Here is a 15,996-nt window from a genome sequence, read left to right on the forward strand (position 1 = left end):
TGTTGCCGGTATGTGCCCACCGCTATAACCGGAATTTCTTCTTAAAATGATTGGGTGCATCCCCGGTTTTGGCCTTAAAGATCTTGGAAAAGGCATAGGCCGATTCAAAACCGAGTGCATCGGCTATTTGCTTTACAGAAGCATCTGCCTGCAGCAGCAATGTTTTCGCCTTATTGAGTTTCAATTGTAAAAAATACTGATGCGGAGACATACCGGTATATAACTTAAACGCTTTCCGGAAAGAGGAATAGCTGATACAAAGATCACCTGCCAGTTTTTCAAACGACAGGTACGAGTGGATATTGGCCTGCATCACCGACATGGCCTGGTTGATCAGCTCCTCATGTTTATTTTTCTTATCGAAGTGCAACTGTTTAGACAGCGTGAATATTTTTCCAAACAGGTGCAGCAGCATTCCTGATACCAGCTGCTGGTAGCCCGTCTTTTCGGACCGCGTTTGTTCGATGATCGCTGTAAATAAGCCGATCACCGGTTCGTTGACACCCACGTGATATGCCGGCGTTTCTTTTGGGAAAAAATGGTGGTGATAAATATTTTGCAGAATGCTGCCCTTACATCCGATCCAGTACTCTTCCCAACCGGTATCACTATTGGGCTTAAAGCGATGCCATTCGTACGGGTACAGCATCAGCAATGTACCGGATTTTACCGGTATCAGCGGGCAGCTCTTTGATTCAAATACCCCCTCCCCATTGAGGATGTAGATCAGTTGAAACTCATCCAGCACACGCCCTTCTTCCCATTTGAAATAGTGATGCGAGGGATGATCCCCGGCGGGATAAAGCTGCGATTTAACAACCCGGGTACATCCCACGTTTACCACATATAAGCCCCAGCTTTTATCCAAATTACTGGTAGGAAGATATTTATAATAGTTATGCATGGGTTTCCAAATTTATCAAAAAATACAGGTGAAAGATCATTTTTGATATGGCCGGGAGGTGGAATTTTAAGGATTTTTGTATCCCGGTTAAAATTCCGGTATTCAATGATTGCTATAAAAACAAACCTCAGGAAAAGAAAACGGGGCACGGCCGCAGTGTTGCTTTTTTCCCTGCTCTTTGCGGCCGGCACTCATGCCCAATCGCTGAAAAAACCAGCACCTCCCATTCCCTTCTCAACCATCCTGCGTAACTTTTCCAGTCCCGGTAAAGCATTCCGGACGGCACCCCTCTGGGTATGGAATACAAAGGTTACTACCGGCATTATTGACGCTATGTTGCAGGAGTTTAAAGCCAATGCCTTCGGTGGCGTATTCATACATCCACGCCCGGGGCTGATAACCGAATACCTGAGCGAAGACTGGTTGTTGCTGTACAAACATGCGATTCAAAAAGCTGCCGAACTCGATATGCATGTTTGGATCTATGATGAAAATTCTTATCCGACCGGATTCGCCGGGGGCCTGGTGCCCGACCAGATGCCCGAATCCTACAACCAGGGGCAGATGCTGCAACTATTTAAATCCGATACCATTCCCGCTGACCGGAGCGCTTATTTTATCTGCCTGGAAAAAGCACAGGACCAATTTACAGATATTACGGCCCGCGCGATACAACTGGCCGGCAAAAAAGGCAACTATTACCTGTTCCGGAAACTCAGCTATGCGAACCAGGCAGGTATGGTGGGGCCACCGGATTATCCCCTGGTGGATCTGCTGGTGAAAGGCGTTACCGAAAAATTTATCGACGTAACATTCGGCCCTTATAAAAAGGCCTTTGGCGATGCATTCGGGAAAACGGTTCCCGGCACGTTCTCTGATGAGCCCAGTATTCCCACACATGGCAGTGAGACCACGCGCTGGACACCCGATCTTTTTACCGCATTCCGGGAAAAATGGGGCTACGACCTGGTGCCACACCTGCCCTCCCTTTTTGAGGAAACCGGCGATTGGCGGAAGATCCGGCATAACTACCAGGAGACTCTGCTCCAGCTCTTTATCGACCGGTGGTCCAAGCCTATGCAGGCGTTTACCCAAAAGAATCATTTAAAATGGACCGGACACTACTGGGAACACGGCTGGCCGGATCCCGGTGAGGGACCCGATAATATGGCGATGTATGCCTGGCATGATCAACCCGGTATTGACATGTTATTTAACCAGTTCAACGAATCGAGCCCGAATGCACAGTTTGGCAATATCCGTTCGGTAAAGGAGTTGGCCAGCGTAGCCAATCAGCTGGGAAAAGAACGCACGCTTTGTGAAACCTATGGCGGTGCCGGATGGGATTTGACCTTCAGGGATATGAAACGGCTGGGCGACTGGCAGGCGGCGTTGGGGGTGAACTTTATGAACCAGCATCTCTCCTGGATGAGTATGGCCGGAGCCCGCAAGTATGATTACCCTACCACCTTTTCCTATCAAAATTCCTGGTGGCCCTATTACAAACCGCTCAATGAATACTTTGCCCGGCTCTCTTATGTGCTTTCCCGCGGCATTCAGAAAAACACGGTACTGATCCTTGAACCTACATCCACCGCATGGATGTACCATAGCCGTATTAAAAGCAATGAACGCTTTTTTGAAACAGGCAACCGGTTCCAGGCGTTTATTACACAACTGGAAAAAGCGCAGGCCGAATATGACCTGGGATCAGAGCATATTATTAAAGACCATGGAGCCGTAATCAATCATCTGTTCCGGGTCGGGAATGCTGCTTATACAACGGTAGTTATTCCACCCGGAATGGAAAACATCAACCGGCAAACCTACCTCCTGCTAAAAAAATTTGTGGCCAATGGCGGCAAACTGGTACTGTTTCACCCGCTAAGCCGTATTGACGGTGCGGCCATCACATCCGCAGAACAGCTTTTCCTCCGTCAGCAAAACATAACAACCTATCCGCAGCTTGAACCCCGGGTAATGGACGAGGTGTTCCGCACGGCAGGTTTTAAGATTCATATGACCACGCCCATTACAGAAGATGGCGGCCTGCTCCATCACCGGCGCATCATCAGCGATGGACAGCTATTGTTTTTATCCAACGCGAATCTTACAAAAACCGCTGCCGGGCATGTAGAAGTATCCGGTAGTAAATTTATATTATGGATGGATCTGAATACAGGAAAAATCCTGAAATACCCCGAAAACAGGAATGCCGGGTATACCCGTTTTGCATTTGATATTCCGCCCGCCGGCAGTGCGTTATTCTTTATCGCGGACAAAGCGCAAAAAGCCTCCGGTGTTTACAGGCAACTTAAGCAGGAAAAGGAAATCAGGGGAAGCCGCATTAGCGTGGAACGGCCTGCGGAAAATACTTTAATGATCGACTTCTGCGATCTTCAGATCCGGGATACCCAAAAGAAGAACATCCATGTAAAAGATGCCACACAGCTGGTATTTAAAGAAAACGGTTTCCCCGGAGATCCCTGGGACCACCAGATGCAATTCAAAACCAGGTTTGTACAGCGGGATACTTTTTCCAGGGGATCCGGCTTTACCGTAGCCTATCATTTTCTCATTGATAAGGAGGTTAACACCCAAAACTTCAGAGCGGTTATTGAACAGGGACAGTTATGGAATACGATCCAGGTTAACGGCCACACCATCACACCGGGAACCGGATGGTGGATGGACCGTGCATTTACCGTTTTACAGGTAGGTCCTTATCTGAAACCAGGGGATAATACGATTTCGCTTACGATTGAACCGATGCATATCTATGCAGAGATAGGACCGCTTTTTATCCTGGGTAATTACAACCTCGAATCAGCTGAAAAAGGCTGGAAGATCGTTGCGCCGAAGGCCCTGACCACAGGAAGCTGGAAAAAACAGGGACTGCCGATGTACGGGCATACCGTTGTTTACAACAAGGAATACGATCTCAACACGGAAGGACCGTATTTTCTACAGCTTGATTCCTTAAAAGGATCGGTTGCCGCAGTTCGCGTAAACGGGCGCGATGCCGGACTCGTATTTGCAGCGCCTTACCAGCTTGATGTATCAACGTTGATAAAAAAGGGATCAAACCAGGTTGAAGTAACCGTAGCGGGCAGCCTGCGAAATTTAATGGGGCCCCATTACAAAACATACCGGCAGGGATACACGGGGCCTGATAGCTGGAATGGTATAACAGCATACCCTCCGGGCAATAACTACATCCTGTTCGACTATGGGCTCGATGACATCCGTTTATTCCGGAGTGAGTAAGATTGAACAGGAATTTATTTTAATGGATGCGAATAAAAAAGTATATATGTCATCATCTGTTTTAAAGATCGGGTTAATGGGAATTGGCCTGGATGCCTACTGGGACCAGTTTGAAGGATTGGAACAGCGGCTCGAAGGATATCTTCAGTTGGTTGAGGAACGCATCAGCGCGATCCACCCGGCGGTGATCAATGCCGGGTTGGTAGACAATGTGGACAAGGCCTTTGCCGCGGGCAGCCGGTTCCGCCGGGAAGAAGTAGACCTGGTGTTTCTTTATGTTACTACTTATGCCCTTTCCGCCACGGTATTACCGGCGGTACAACGAGCCAAAGTGCCGGTCATTATCCTAAATCTTGCCCCCGGTTTGCACATTAACTACACCGCCCTTAATGCTATGGATGACCGCACAAAGATGACCGGCGAATGGCTGGCCTGGTGCTCGGCCTGCCCCGTACCCGAGATCGCCAATGTATTTAAGCGGACCGGTATCCGGTTTTACCAGGTAACGGGTATGCTGCAGGAAAGCGATCCGGCCTGGGATGAAATACAGGAATGGGTGGAAGCTGCAAAAGTAGCGCATATGATGGCGCATAACCGGCTGGGCTGCATGGGACATTATTACAGCGGCATGCTGGATATCTATACCGATCTAACACAGCAGTATGCCACCTTTGGTGGCCATATAGAACTGCTGGAAGTAGATGAGCTTTCTGCATTACGGAAGAATATTCCCGAAAAGGCCATTGCGGAACGGGTGGCTCTTTTCAGGGAGCTGTTTGATGTACAGCCGGATTGTTTGGAAACGGAAATGCAGCGTGCCGCCCGTACATCCGTAGCGCTGGACAAACTGGTGGCACAATACCGGCTGGGCTCCATGGCCTATTATTATAAGGGAACAGGAAATATGGAGAATGAAGACACCATGAGCTCCATCATCCTGGGCAATTCCCTGCTTACGGCCAACAACATTCCGGTTGCCGGGGAATACGAGATCAAAAATGCCCAGGCCATGAAGATCATGGATGGCTTTGGAGCCGGCGGTTCATTTACCGAATATTACGCCGTAGATTTTAAAGAAGACGTGGTACTCATGGGGCACGATGGGCCCGGCCACCTGGCCATCGCCGAAGGCAAAACCAAGGTACGCCCGCTGGTGGTCTATCATGGCAAAGTAGGCAAGGGACTATCGGTTGAAATGAGCGTTAAACACGGCCCCGTAACCCTGCTGTCCGTAGCAGAAACCGGCGACGGCAAACTGATGTTACTCGTGGCTGAAGCCGAATCCGTACCGGGTCCTGTTTTACAGATCGGCAATACCAACAGCCGCTATCGTTTTGCCTGCGGGGCCAGAAATTTTATCAACCAGTGGAATGCCCAGGGTCCCGCACATCATTGTGCCGTAGGCGTAGGCCATATAGCTTCCAGGATCGAAAAACTGGGAAAGTTGCTAAATATGGAGGTGGTCGTCATCACAACGTAAAATTACAGCCACACCCAACCGGGTAACCCGGATCAGCGAACGGATTGCTTGCCCATGCTTCCTTCCCGGAAATCCTTCCGCGCTTTTAGCAGCGCTTTTAAGGTGCGCATTTTTCCGGATCCGTAAAGCAGGTGATTTTTGATGCGGTTATACAGATCTTTTTTTAACAGGGCGAACTCCTCCGGAAAATCGGCCTCGTATATTTTTGAGAGGTATTGGAAATTCCGGAACATATAATATAACCGGAACGGCGGATGTAGCGCCCGGCTGGTTTGCTGCAGGCTTTTCAGGGAACGAACGGTATGCCGGGTTCCGAGGTTGTGGTTCAGATAAATGCCTGTAAAGCGCACCGTTTCAAAGCCCAGCCTACCCGCCTGGAAGCAGTAGGCATGATCGACCCCGTCTATAAACAGCCGCTCATCAAAACCGCCCGTTTGTTTTGAAAGATGCAGGTTAACCATACTCCCCGAAGTAATCAGCAGGCGCGATGGTTCAAATGCTGCGGAAGGTGATTCCGGTGTTTTTCCGGTTTCAACCCCAAACATAGCCACTGTTTCCTGTTGTTTAAAGTTTCTAATATTGACAAGGTATTGCTGCAGTTGTTCCGCATTAAAACTGGAATCCTGATCCATCGTAAGCATCCAGTCATACCCTTCATTTGCGGCCATCTCCATTACCTGGTTAAGCCTTACCGCAATGCCCCGGTTTACTCCATCCGCCAGGATGGTAATTTTGGGATTATTGCTAAGTTGCTCCGGAAAAGAAAAGGAGGGATCGCTATTGTCTGCAATATAAAGGCGGTCGATATGATTCAGATACGTTGCGATATTATCCAAAAAATCATCCCCGGGAAAATAAGTGATCACAACCGCTGCAAATTTCATATTCCTTTTTCTTATTCGCCAAAAATATCAATTCATTTCAACTTAATGGTATTATTTTGCAACTATGGACCTCATAGAATCGCTTATTACAGAAGTTTCCTATTTAAAAAACCCCTTTAAACGGGAAACGATTCGTTATGCCCAAACCTTTAAAAACCAAACAGGTATCGAAGTCGGTGGCCCCAGCAGTTCCTTTGGAATCAAATCCTTTTTTCCTGTTTACCTGTATGCCCGGAAGATCGATGGTGTAAATTTCAGCAGTAATACGGTTTGGGAGGGACATATTAAAGAAGGTAATACCTATCAATACGGGAAAAATAAGCCGGCAGGTCATCAATATATCGATGAAGCTTCCGAGCTCTCTTCCGTTCCGGACAACCACTATGATTTTTTACTTTCCTGCCATAGCCTGGAACATGTTGCCAACCCCATCAGGGCTGTAAAAAGATGGAATCAGGTATTAAAACCCGGGGGCCGTTTGTGCCTTGTTTTACCCGACAAACGGTATACATTCGACCATAACCGCCCTTATACTTCGTTTGAACATCTGCTTGCAGATTTTGAGCAAAACATAACCGAGCGGGATAATACCCATTTTGAAGAAGTGATCCGGTTGCATGATCTGTCAAAGGACCAGGAGCAAACGAAGGAAGAGCTGATCAGCCGCACACAGAACAACTACATGAACCGCTGTGTACATCACCACGTTTTTTCTTTCGAACTCATCAACCAGATGCTTGAATATGGTGGTTTTAAAACCATTCTCAATAAAGCATTCAAGCCCTTCCATTTATTTACGCTGGCAGAAAAAACAGGCTAAGACCACAATACAGGAAGCGACGAATCATCGATCCGCCACGGATCAGGCTTTGCCAAAAGGAAGATTTCTTTTTATTCGCCTGTGTTTATCAAGATCACTTTCCGGAGCGGGAAATCAGTTTTTTAAGTTGCCCGGTAATCGACCGCTTTTGTCCAAACACGGCGTAGTCGCCGATCGTTACCGTTTCATCACCTTTAAAAAGATTTTTTGGTTCTTTCATTTCCCGTTTTAAATACACCACGATCGAATTATAATAATGAATGGCCCAAACGGATGCCGTGATTTTATTGAGCATTTCCTGCCGTTGCCCTTTCTTGGCGAACCATCCGTGAAGATTATCGATATGCCGCTTACTAAATTCAATAAATGAACCGGCGCGTCTCAGGCCACCCCCGAAATTTTTATAATAAGACGTATGCAGGTCTTCGCACATATAGATCCCATCACGCTTCACATGATCAAAAAGTACATTAAAGGTGGTGATCTGCTGCTTCATGGTGTGCCCTCCGTCATCCAGCAGGATGTCAATGGGCGGAATGGATTTCTTTACAGACTCCAAAAAGACCGGATCTTCCTGTGAACCGATAAATATCTTCACATTGTCATTCTCGAATTTTTTACATTCGGGGTTTATATCAATGCCGTATATTTTAATCTTATTTCCGAAATATTGCTGCCAGAACTGAAGCGAACCGCCATGCGCAACGCCTATTTCAAGGAACACAAATTCCTTATTCCGGTAGGGTGAAAAGTAATAATCATAAATGTCAATATAATTATCCCACTTATTCAAAAGCGGTCCTGAATAATTTTCAAATATTTGCTGAATACTTTCCATGAACTAAAAAAGGGTTTATCGGTTACAAATATAAGCTTAACGGTCTAATTAATACGAAGCCCGGAAGTGCGCAGTGCAAGCCATTGACTTTTGATAAAAAAAAGAATACATTTGCTCATTTAGCTTACGCATGCAACCCCTGATCTCCATTTGCGTTCCCGCATACGAAAGTGCCGGCCTTGTTCAAAGGCTGCTTGACAGTATTGCATTGCAAACATTTAAAGACTACGAGGTTATCATTACAGATGATAGTCGCTCCAATGCAATTGAGACGCTTAGCGACACGTATCATTCTTCCATTCAGCAATTAAGCTATTTCAAAAACACCATACCCCTGGGATCACCCGCCAACTGGAACAAGGCGATCGGCAAAGCCCGGGGGCAATGGATCAAGCTCATGCATCACGATGACTTCTTTACCACACCGGATGCATTGACCATTTTCGCGCAAAAGGCCACAGACGCGCAATCGGGCAACTTCATTTTTTGTAAATATATATCCCGCTCTGCAGATACGGAAACAACCCACCCTGTAACCTCCCTGGAACTCAGGTTGCTCGGAAAGTCGCCCGTCAATCTTTTCAAACGAAACTTTATTGGTCCGCCCAGCACCACACTGATCCGGAATAATGTTACAGACTGGTACGATGAACGGGTAAAATGGGTAGTGGACTTTGAATTTTATATCCGGTACCTTGCACGGGAAACGTTTACCTATATACCCGAAAGTCTTATTGGTATCGGCGTGCATGAAGCACAAATCACTTCCGAAGTATTTCGCCAAAAAGAAACAGAGATCCCCGAAAATTTTTACCTGCTGAAGAAACTGGGAACCGGGATCCTTGATAATATCTATGCATATGATTATTATTGGCGGTCGTTCAGAAATCTTAAGATACGCACCAACGCAGATCTTGTTCCTTATGTAGATATAGCAACCCTTCCTGAAAGCATGTTACGGCTGATGAAATTCCAGTTTGCCATTCCCCTATCCCTGTTAAAGATCGGCCCGCTATCGAAATCACTGATGTTTCTTTCCTACTGCTTCCGGTAGCGATACCGGTAGTTATAAAAGCAGCTGTTTATAGGCGGCATCAAACACTTCCTTGCTAAAATGTGCCTTTGTATAGGTATATGCGTTGGTACCGATGCGCCCGCGTTCCTCCGGATGACGGATCAGCCATGTCAACAGCTGTACCCCCTGCTCCACGATACCCGCCTCTGTCGTTTCGGTGATCAGCAAACCGTTTTCTTTATCGGTAATGTAATCCGGGATACCGTCAACATTTGTCGACAGTACGACTTTTGCCCTGGCCATCATATCCATTACCACCAGCGGAAGTCCTTCGTAGGCCGAAGTCAGGATCAGTACATCTGACTGCCGGTACACTTTATGTAATGCCGCCGCATCAGTGATTTGTCCGTATAACGTACAATATTCCTTAACCTCCGGGGAAAGAATGGCGTCTACATCTCCCACAAAGGAAAAATGTACCGCTTCATCTGCCTGATGCATAGCTTTTGCAATTGCGGCGATCAGGTGCACTCTTTTCTGAGGCGCACCCCGGCCCACAAATAATACCTGCAGCGGTGGCGCCGTATTCATCGGCTGTAACGGAGGTATATCAATTTTATTGTCGATAAAAAGCAGCCGGTCGTAATATTTTTGAGGCAAATGATTCTCAGCATACTGCCGTTCCACATCCCGTTTTATTTTGGGCGTACTAAAAATACGTTGGTCCATGTCATCAATAAAACCCAGCGAAAAAGGAAACCAGGTATTCAGATGACAAAGCTCTATCCGCCGTGTACCTTTTTTAACATGCGGGATGATCTTATAGAAAAAAAGCGATTCCCCTCCAAAAACTACCGGTTGCTCCGCCCGGTTGATCCAGGTGGACAGCACGCCGCGGAAAAAAAAGTTTACAAAATGATACCACTTGTAATCGATGTACCGGTGCAGGTCAAGGATGCGCACGCCCTCCTGCTGAAACATGGGCAGGAATTTATTATTCCGGGGCTTCTTGCTAAAAATGATCAGGGGTTTTTCTTTTGCGATGCATTCGGTGATCTCCGCATTCACTTTTACAGATCCGCCGATATCGGCGCTTGGGAAAAACAAAAAATGCCGGTGCTGCGTCTTCAACGGGAAAAAATATCCGGCAATCTTTCCCAGGAGCACAAAAGGATACATCAGCACCAGCTCCGTTCGCTTCTTCCGTAAGGCGGCTTGATACTTGCTCATCCGAAATATTTTTGTAATAGCCGTAACAGGTAATCCGGCCCGAAATCGATCTGCAGTGCCTGCGCTATACCGGTGATCGCCGACACATCAATTTCAAATGAACTGCCTCTCTCCACCAGCGTATAACTTCCTTCCTGTTGCAAAAACTGCTCAATGGCCTTTACAACAGATAAGACATCATAACTTTTTTTATTAGCGATATTGGTAATCCCATTCTGATACACCCCCTGTTTGAGGATTTGATCCACCAATGCAAATACATCATCGATATCGATCAGGTTACGGGAGGCATGCATCCATATATCAAAGTTGGTATGGGCCCGTATATGATTGATGTAGTAATTAAAAATGGTATTAGGGTTCCCCGATGCACCCACTACATTTGAAACGCGAAAAATATGAAATGTTTCCGCATGCTGGCGGATATACGCCTCCACCCGCTGCTTATGCTGTACATAATGGCTGGCTGCTTCAGTAGGATCGTAAATGCTGCAGGTGCTGAAGTATACAAAATGTTTCTCCTTATGCGCTGCCAGGGTTGCCTGCAACAAATCCATTTCACGGGCATAATCTGCGTCGCGCTGACTTTTTGAATTAGACACGCCGGAAGCGAACACCACAAAGTCATCCTGCTGCTGATAATCTGAAAACCGCTTCGCGATCATGCCATTTCCTATAATCATACCTTCGTCTTTTCAATTGTGTCCATTGCCCGCCGTGCAATTTTGTCCCAGCGAAAATACGCATAAAACGACTCCGGTATGCTGCTGTTTTGTGCTTCCAGTACCGCTATCATTTCCTTAACGAATTGTGAGTTATCGTTATCCGCAACCACCCGGAGATGGGCACCGGTCAACGCCTCGGGCACGCCGAACGCTCCTTTTTTATAGGACACCGCGGGCGTGTTGCTGCCCAGGGCTTCCACCAGCTTGGTTTTTATTCCGCCCCCGTCTGCCACAGGATTAATAAACAGATCAGCAGCTGAAAAGTAAAGCTGGATGTCTTCCACAAACCCCTGATACAGGATATGCTGCGTCTCCTGTTCTTTCATTTCCTGTAAAAGAGCGTCCGGAAGACCTTTTCCGCAAATCAGGATCTTATACGGTTTTGAATACTGCTGTTTAAATAACGGATTTATGGATCTTAAAATAGTCAGTACGGCATCCAGGTTGGGGGGATAACTAAGCGTGCCGTTAAAAAGCACCAGGCGGGTATCCGGATCCAGATCCAATGCTTTACACAAAACGCGCCTGGCGGCCTGTTTCGTTTCGGAAGAAACATGCGCCAGCTCTATGCCATAAGGCATCACAGCACATTTTTCCGGCGCCAGCTGGTATTGCTGAATTGCAAAGCTGCGATCCTCGGGAGAAATAAAGAAGTTCAGGTCTGCCAGCTGGTGTACCTTTTTTTCATACCAGAACAAGCATTTCCACCACCATTTTTTCAGGTCTTTGAAACGAAATGCCTCAATATTGTGCGAGTGAACGATCAGTTTGATTCCGGCCAGCCGTTGGAGCAGGATCCCCAGCCATCCAAAATAGGGATGTTCCAGCATCAGATAGCGGATCCCCCTTTCCCTCAACAAACGCCGCAGCCTGAAAAACAGCAGCGGGTTTATATACCGGAATTGGTTCCGGCTGCTTCCCAATACGGGAATGGTATGGAACAATGTGCTTAGTGACCCGTTTTCAACAACCGTAAAACAGCTCAGGTCTCCAAATGCGGCAAGATTTTTTAAAAAATAGTAAACCCCCTTTTCCCCCCCTGTTACCGGGGGAACGATCTTATACGGAACCAAGGAAGCTATCTTTATCAAGCCGCTGTTGTATTTTTCGTTTTACGGTCCACCCACCACTGCATGCCAAAACCACCCAGCACCAGTATTACCACCAGGATAGAGCTGATATATGAAACGGTAATACCCTTTTTAACGGTTTCTGGTTCAAACGCCAGTTTTACCGTATGTTTTCCTGCGGGAACCACTACACCGCGCATAAAATAATTGGTTTTAATGATCGCCGCATCTTTTCCATCGATGGTTGCCTTCCAGCCGGCCGGGTAATACACTTCGCTGAAAACGGCAAACTGGGGTGCATTACTGGTGGTGGTGTACTCTATTTCATCATTGGTATACTTTGTAAGCGAGATGCGGGCGGTGGTATCGGCCTGTATGGCACCGATGGCAGCTACCGCGGCCTGCGGCACCACTGCGGTATCTTTCAGGTGTGTGCTGCCAAGAGCCTGCAGTTCACTTGCCGCATCCGCCTCCGGTTTCAGTCCTTTTACAAACCAGGCAGCGCCATACGCATCGGGGTTGGGAATGGTTACCAGTTGCCCCTGCTCGTTCTGCGTAATAATATATTTTGTATTCAAGGCGTTCAACAACTCCTGCGAAGGCTGACCAGCGCTGAAATACCGTTCAATTACATCCTGGTAAATACGCAGTTTAGCGGCATGATACCCCAATACAGACCGATGATAATATGCAGTATGATTCCCATTCATTCCTTCTGCAAAATTCAGCACCCGGAAATGCGGATCCTTATCCTGGAGGATCTGCTCATCGGCTGGTGTTTTTGCAAACGCCATTGTGTCGCCACTGTCTTTAGGAACATACATTTCATCCGGCAGGTATTTTTTATCCACCGACCACAGGTCTATAAACACAACCAGGCCCAAAATAACCGTTGCGATAGCAGGCTTCAGTGTATTTTTAAGATAGAAATAAAGCACGCCCAACAACAATGCTATAAAGACCAGCGTGCGTAATAACTGTCCGCCAAACAGGGACTGCCGGTCGGCCTTCAGGCCCGCTAATACCGCAGGATACAGGCTAGGGTTTGACTTATCAAAGCCTCCGCCGGTCAGCATGGTTTCTGCCAGACCCGGCGTATAGCTTTGTCCCAGGTATATCAGGATGATCAATCCTACCAACCCTCCCAAGACGTACAGGATCTGTTTGAAATGCTGTTTTAATACATCCTTTCCATCCGCTGAAAAAAACAGTTTTTGTACGGTAACAACCGCCATCACGGCCAACGTCAACTGTGGAATCACCAGGGCCATGGAGGGCGCCCTGAACTTATTATACAAGGGCAGGTTGTGTAACAGGAACAGATTTACACCCGGGAAAAAGCTTCCCCAGCTCATAATGATACCTAACACCGTTGCCGCTAAAAGCCCCCATTTTAGCGGTCCTTTTACAATTACAAAACCGATCAATGCCAGTAAACAAATAATGGCGCCTACATAGGGCGGGCCATTGGTTCCTACCTCATTGGCGTTGATCATGCCGCCCCAGTAAATGGGTAAATTGGCCAGCTGCGCAGCGGTTTGTGCCGGTACTCCCTGCTCCGACAATTTTTCAATCACCTTGGAATCTTCACCGATCACTGTAGTACCGTCTCCGATACTGGCACCACCTACCGCCTTGGGCATTAATAACACCAATGGTTCCTGCATCCGCATACTATAAGAAAACGCGTAGCTCTCATCCAGTCCCGAGGTTTTGGTATTAACCACTTTGTCGCCCTGTATCTCTACAGATTTGCCACCCCGCATGGTGAACTCCGTGTATTCTTTTGTGGCTGCATAACTCAGGTAATACGCCCCCAACCCTACCAGGGCGGCCACTCCGCTTAGCACAATGGTAATGCCGATGTGTTTAAAATCCTTTTGACGGATCCATTTCACCAGGTAAAAGAGGGTTACAAAAGCAGCGATGATAAAAAAGTAGTAATTGATCTGCGGATGGTTCGACATCAGTTCCTGGTAAGCGCCCAGGGTGGCCACCGCCAAACCGATCCAGTAACGTTTATGGAAGATGAGCAGCAAACCCGCCAGCAACAGCGGCATAAAGCCGATCGCATACATCTTGGTTTCATGCCCCGCCTGGAGGATCACCGGGTTATACGTAGCGAACCCATAAGCCAGGGAACCCAGCACTGCGGTCAGCGGATTCAGTCCCATAGCCAGGGCCAGGATATAAAAGCATACACAGGCAATAAACAGGAAATTGGCCGGGTTGGGCAGTCCCAGTCCAAAGATTTTTGTAAGGTCGGGCAGTACCGATTTCCCCTCCATATAGATCTGGTAATTGGGCATCCCGCTAAAAAGTGCCGTATTCCAGAGAGGTGCCTTCCCGGTTTTTGCCTTTACATCAAAGGCATTTTGTGCCGCCCCCTTCCATCCTACAATATCATGCTGGCTCAATACATTGCCTTCTAAAACCGGCTTGCAGAATATGAGCGATACCACAATAAAAATGACAACAGCAATCAGATGTGGAACAACTTTTTTGACCCAATTATTTTTCATTTCTTCCTTGTTTATTAGCAGGTATCAATGGCTTACCGGTTGTTCTATGAAGTTGTATACCATCATGATAAACCAAAAACCTGGCATATATTTGGGCAAAATAATGCTATTTTACAAGAAATCGGCTTATGCGTTGGTTAATATTTTTATCGAGAGTGGCGTTTTTATGCGGTGTTATGGTGATCCTGGCACTTTCACTCCTTTTTAATGAATGGAACAAAGGGGAAACGATCAGCAGTGCCATTATCACCTCGGGATATGTGCTGGGAATGATCATCCTGCCCCTTGTTAACCTGATTTACCTTATTTGCTGGATCGCGGGAAAAAAGCCCGGCACCATTGTTCCGCGGTGGCTGATTCTTTTTAATATTGCCTGCCTCCTGCTTATTTTTGTATACATATTCTTTGTTGAATGATCCATACTATTACTAAAAATAAACCGACCCGGCTTTTCATACTGCTGGGATGTTTTTTTGTGGCCAATGCCATTATCGCCGAAGTAATCGGGGTTAAGATCTTCTCCCTGGAAAAAACGATCGGGATCTCGCCTTTTAACCTGAACCTTTTTGGCAACACATTTTCCTTTAACCTGACAGCGGGTGTACTGTTGTGGCCTGTTGTATTTATTATGACAGACATCATCAATGAATACTACGGCATGAAAGGTGTCCGTTTCCTGTCGTTTCTTGCCGCAGGGCTCATCGGTTATACCTTTCTGATGTTCCAGGGTGCTATTGTGCTTACGCCCGCAGATTTCTGGGTGTCTAATTATACCAAAAACAATGTGCCCAATGCCGATCATGCGTACCGGGTAATGCTGGGCCAGGGATCCTGGATCATTATCGGGTCGCTTAGTGCTTTTTTACTGGGACAGATCCTGGACGTAGCCGTCTTTCACCGTATTAAAAAGATCACCGGCGAAAAAGCCATCTGGCTTCGTGCCACAGGTTCTACACTGGTTTCGCAACTGATCGACAGCTTCCTGGTGCTCTTTATTGCGTTTTATATCGGGCCGCGGGTTTCAACTAACCAGGGCGAGCCCTGGAGCCTGGTGCTGGTGCTGAGTATTTGTGTAGGCAATTATATTTATAAATTCATCATAGCCGTCATTATGACACCGGTGATCTATTGGGTGCACAATGCCATTGAAAAATACCTGGGGCGCGATCTTGCCGCGCAGATGAAACAGGATGCTATGGCGAAGGGATTGTAAAAATGAAAAATTATGCGTCTGAAATCAG

Annotated in this window: 13 protein-coding genes; 6 read left to right on the forward strand and 7 right to left on the reverse strand. The window is 47.1% G+C overall.

From position 1 onward, the window contains the following. Positions 1-22: 22 nt before the first annotated feature. Positions 23-904 carry an AraC family transcriptional regulator gene (locus tag LQ567_RS05430; protein ID WP_231003097.1) on the reverse strand — a complete coding sequence of 294 codons (882 nt, stop codon included), beginning with the start codon at positions 902-904 and terminating at the stop codon, positions 23-25. Positions 905-1,009: 105 nt separating this feature from the next. On the opposite strand from LQ567_RS05430, the gene LQ567_RS05435 reads away from it, so the two are divergent. Both LQ567_RS05435 and LQ567_RS05440 read left to right on the forward strand, forming a co-directional pair. Continuing rightward, the gene (locus tag LQ567_RS05435) at positions 1,010-4,171 is read left to right on the forward strand and encodes a glycosyl hydrolase (protein WP_231003098.1); all 3,162 of its coding nucleotides are present in this window, start codon (positions 1,010-1,012) and stop codon (positions 4,169-4,171) included. A 46-nt stretch (positions 4,172-4,217) separates the two neighbouring features. Beyond that, positions 4,218-5,651, forward strand: a complete 1,434-nt coding sequence (locus LQ567_RS05440) for an arabinose isomerase (RefSeq protein WP_231003099.1) — start codon at positions 4,218-4,220, stop codon at positions 5,649-5,651. Between the two features lie 32 nt (positions 5,652-5,683). Here the strand turns inward: LQ567_RS05440 and LQ567_RS05445 are convergent, their stop codons facing one another. Beyond that, positions 5,684-6,535 (reverse strand): glycosyltransferase family protein, encoded by an 852-nt coding sequence (locus LQ567_RS05445; RefSeq protein ID WP_231003100.1) that lies wholly within the window; start codon positions 6,533-6,535, stop codon positions 5,684-5,686. 64 nt (positions 6,536-6,599) lie between these two features. Here LQ567_RS05445 and LQ567_RS05450 point away from each other — a divergent pair, with 64 nt between their 5' ends. Continuing rightward, entirely contained in the window at positions 6,600-7,355 is a 756-nt protein-coding gene (locus LQ567_RS05450) for a class I SAM-dependent methyltransferase (protein ID WP_231003101.1), read from the forward strand. 94 nt (positions 7,356-7,449) lie between these two features. Here LQ567_RS05450 and LQ567_RS05455 read toward each other — a convergent pair whose 3' ends face one another. After that, complete coding sequence (locus tag LQ567_RS05455; protein ID WP_231003102.1) at positions 7,450-8,193, reverse strand: class I SAM-dependent methyltransferase; 744 nt, start codon at positions 8,191-8,193, stop codon at positions 7,450-7,452. Between the two features lie 130 nt (positions 8,194-8,323). Between LQ567_RS05455 and LQ567_RS05460 the strand changes: the two genes are divergently transcribed. Further along, positions 8,324-9,247: a glycosyltransferase family 2 protein gene (locus LQ567_RS05460; RefSeq protein ID WP_231003103.1), complete on the forward strand. Its 924-nt coding sequence runs from the start codon at positions 8,324-8,326 to the stop codon at positions 9,245-9,247. A gap of 12 nt (positions 9,248-9,259) precedes the next feature. Here LQ567_RS05460 and LQ567_RS05465 read toward each other — a convergent pair whose 3' ends face one another. From LQ567_RS05465 to LQ567_RS05480, 4 genes are read right to left on the reverse strand one after another with little or no spacing between them, the layout of a single operon-like run. After that, positions 9,260-10,438 carry a glycosyltransferase family 4 protein gene (locus LQ567_RS05465; protein WP_231003104.1) on the reverse strand — a complete coding sequence of 393 codons (1,179 nt, stop codon included), beginning with the start codon at positions 10,436-10,438 and terminating at the stop codon, positions 9,260-9,262. After that, on the reverse strand, positions 10,435-11,121 hold the full coding sequence (locus LQ567_RS05470) for an NAD-dependent epimerase/dehydratase family protein (protein WP_231003105.1): 687 nt from the start codon (positions 11,119-11,121) through the stop codon (positions 10,435-10,437). The genes LQ567_RS05465 and LQ567_RS05470 overlap by 4 nt, the downstream gene beginning before the upstream one ends. Beyond that, positions 11,118-12,254, reverse strand: coding sequence for a glycosyltransferase family 4 protein (locus LQ567_RS05475; protein WP_231003106.1), 1,137 nt, complete (start codon positions 12,252-12,254; stop codon positions 11,118-11,120). Before LQ567_RS05475 ends, LQ567_RS05470 begins: the two co-directional genes overlap by 4 nt. Then, complete coding sequence (locus tag LQ567_RS05480; protein WP_231003107.1) at positions 12,251-14,755, reverse strand: YfhO family protein; 2,505 nt, start codon at positions 14,753-14,755, stop codon at positions 12,251-12,253. The genes LQ567_RS05475 and LQ567_RS05480 overlap by 4 nt, the downstream gene beginning before the upstream one ends. Positions 14,756-14,883: 128 nt before the next feature. Between LQ567_RS05480 and LQ567_RS05485 the strand changes: the two genes are divergently transcribed. Then, positions 14,884-15,171: a hypothetical protein gene (locus LQ567_RS05485; protein WP_231003108.1), complete on the forward strand. Its 288-nt coding sequence runs from the start codon at positions 14,884-14,886 to the stop codon at positions 15,169-15,171. Then, positions 15,168-15,968, forward strand: coding sequence for a queuosine precursor transporter (locus LQ567_RS05490; RefSeq protein ID WP_231003109.1), 801 nt, complete (start codon positions 15,168-15,170; stop codon positions 15,966-15,968). The genes LQ567_RS05485 and LQ567_RS05490 overlap by 4 nt, the downstream gene beginning before the upstream one ends. Positions 15,969-15,996 lie beyond the last annotated feature (28 nt).

Source organism: Niabella pedocola (genome assembly GCF_021044425.1).
In the GTDB taxonomy this organism is placed as follows: Bacteria; Bacteroidota; Bacteroidia; order Chitinophagales; family Chitinophagaceae; genus Niabella; species Niabella pedocola.

Bases quoted from the DNA above. Each gene is read 5' to 3' on its own strand.
- LQ567_RS05440 (WP_231003099.1), top strand. From the start codon at position 4,218: ATGTCATCATCTGTTTTAAAGATCGGGTTAATGGGAATTGGCCTGGAT.
- LQ567_RS05460 (WP_231003103.1), top strand. From the start codon at position 8,324: ATGCAACCCCTGATCTCCATTTGCGTTCCCGCATACGAAAGTGCCGGC.
- LQ567_RS05445 (WP_231003100.1), bottom strand. From the start codon at position 6,535: ATGAAATTTGCAGCGGTTGTGATCACTTATTTTCCCGGGGATGATTTT.
- LQ567_RS05465 (WP_231003104.1), bottom strand. From the start codon at position 10,438: ATGAGCAAGTATCAAGCCGCCTTACGGAAGAAGCGAACGGAGCTGGTG.
- LQ567_RS05485 (WP_231003108.1), top strand. From the start codon at position 14,884: ATGCGTTGGTTAATATTTTTATCGAGAGTGGCGTTTTTATGCGGTGTT.
- LQ567_RS05450 (WP_231003101.1), top strand. From the start codon at position 6,600: ATGGACCTCATAGAATCGCTTATTACAGAAGTTTCCTATTTAAAAAAC.
- LQ567_RS05435 (WP_231003098.1), top strand. From the start codon at position 1,010: ATGATTGCTATAAAAACAAACCTCAGGAAAAGAAAACGGGGCACGGCC.
- LQ567_RS05430 (WP_231003097.1), bottom strand. From the start codon at position 904: ATGCATAACTATTATAAATATCTTCCTACCAGTAATTTGGATAAAAGC.
- LQ567_RS05480 (WP_231003107.1), bottom strand. From the start codon at position 14,755: ATGAAAAATAATTGGGTCAAAAAAGTTGTTCCACATCTGATTGCTGTT.
- LQ567_RS05470 (WP_231003105.1), bottom strand. From the start codon at position 11,121: ATGATTATAGGAAATGGCATGATCGCGAAGCGGTTTTCAGATTATCAG.
- LQ567_RS05490 (WP_231003109.1), top strand. From the start codon at position 15,168: ATGATCCATACTATTACTAAAAATAAACCGACCCGGCTTTTCATACTG.
- LQ567_RS05455 (WP_231003102.1), bottom strand. From the start codon at position 8,193: ATGGAAAGTATTCAGCAAATATTTGAAAATTATTCAGGACCGCTTTTG.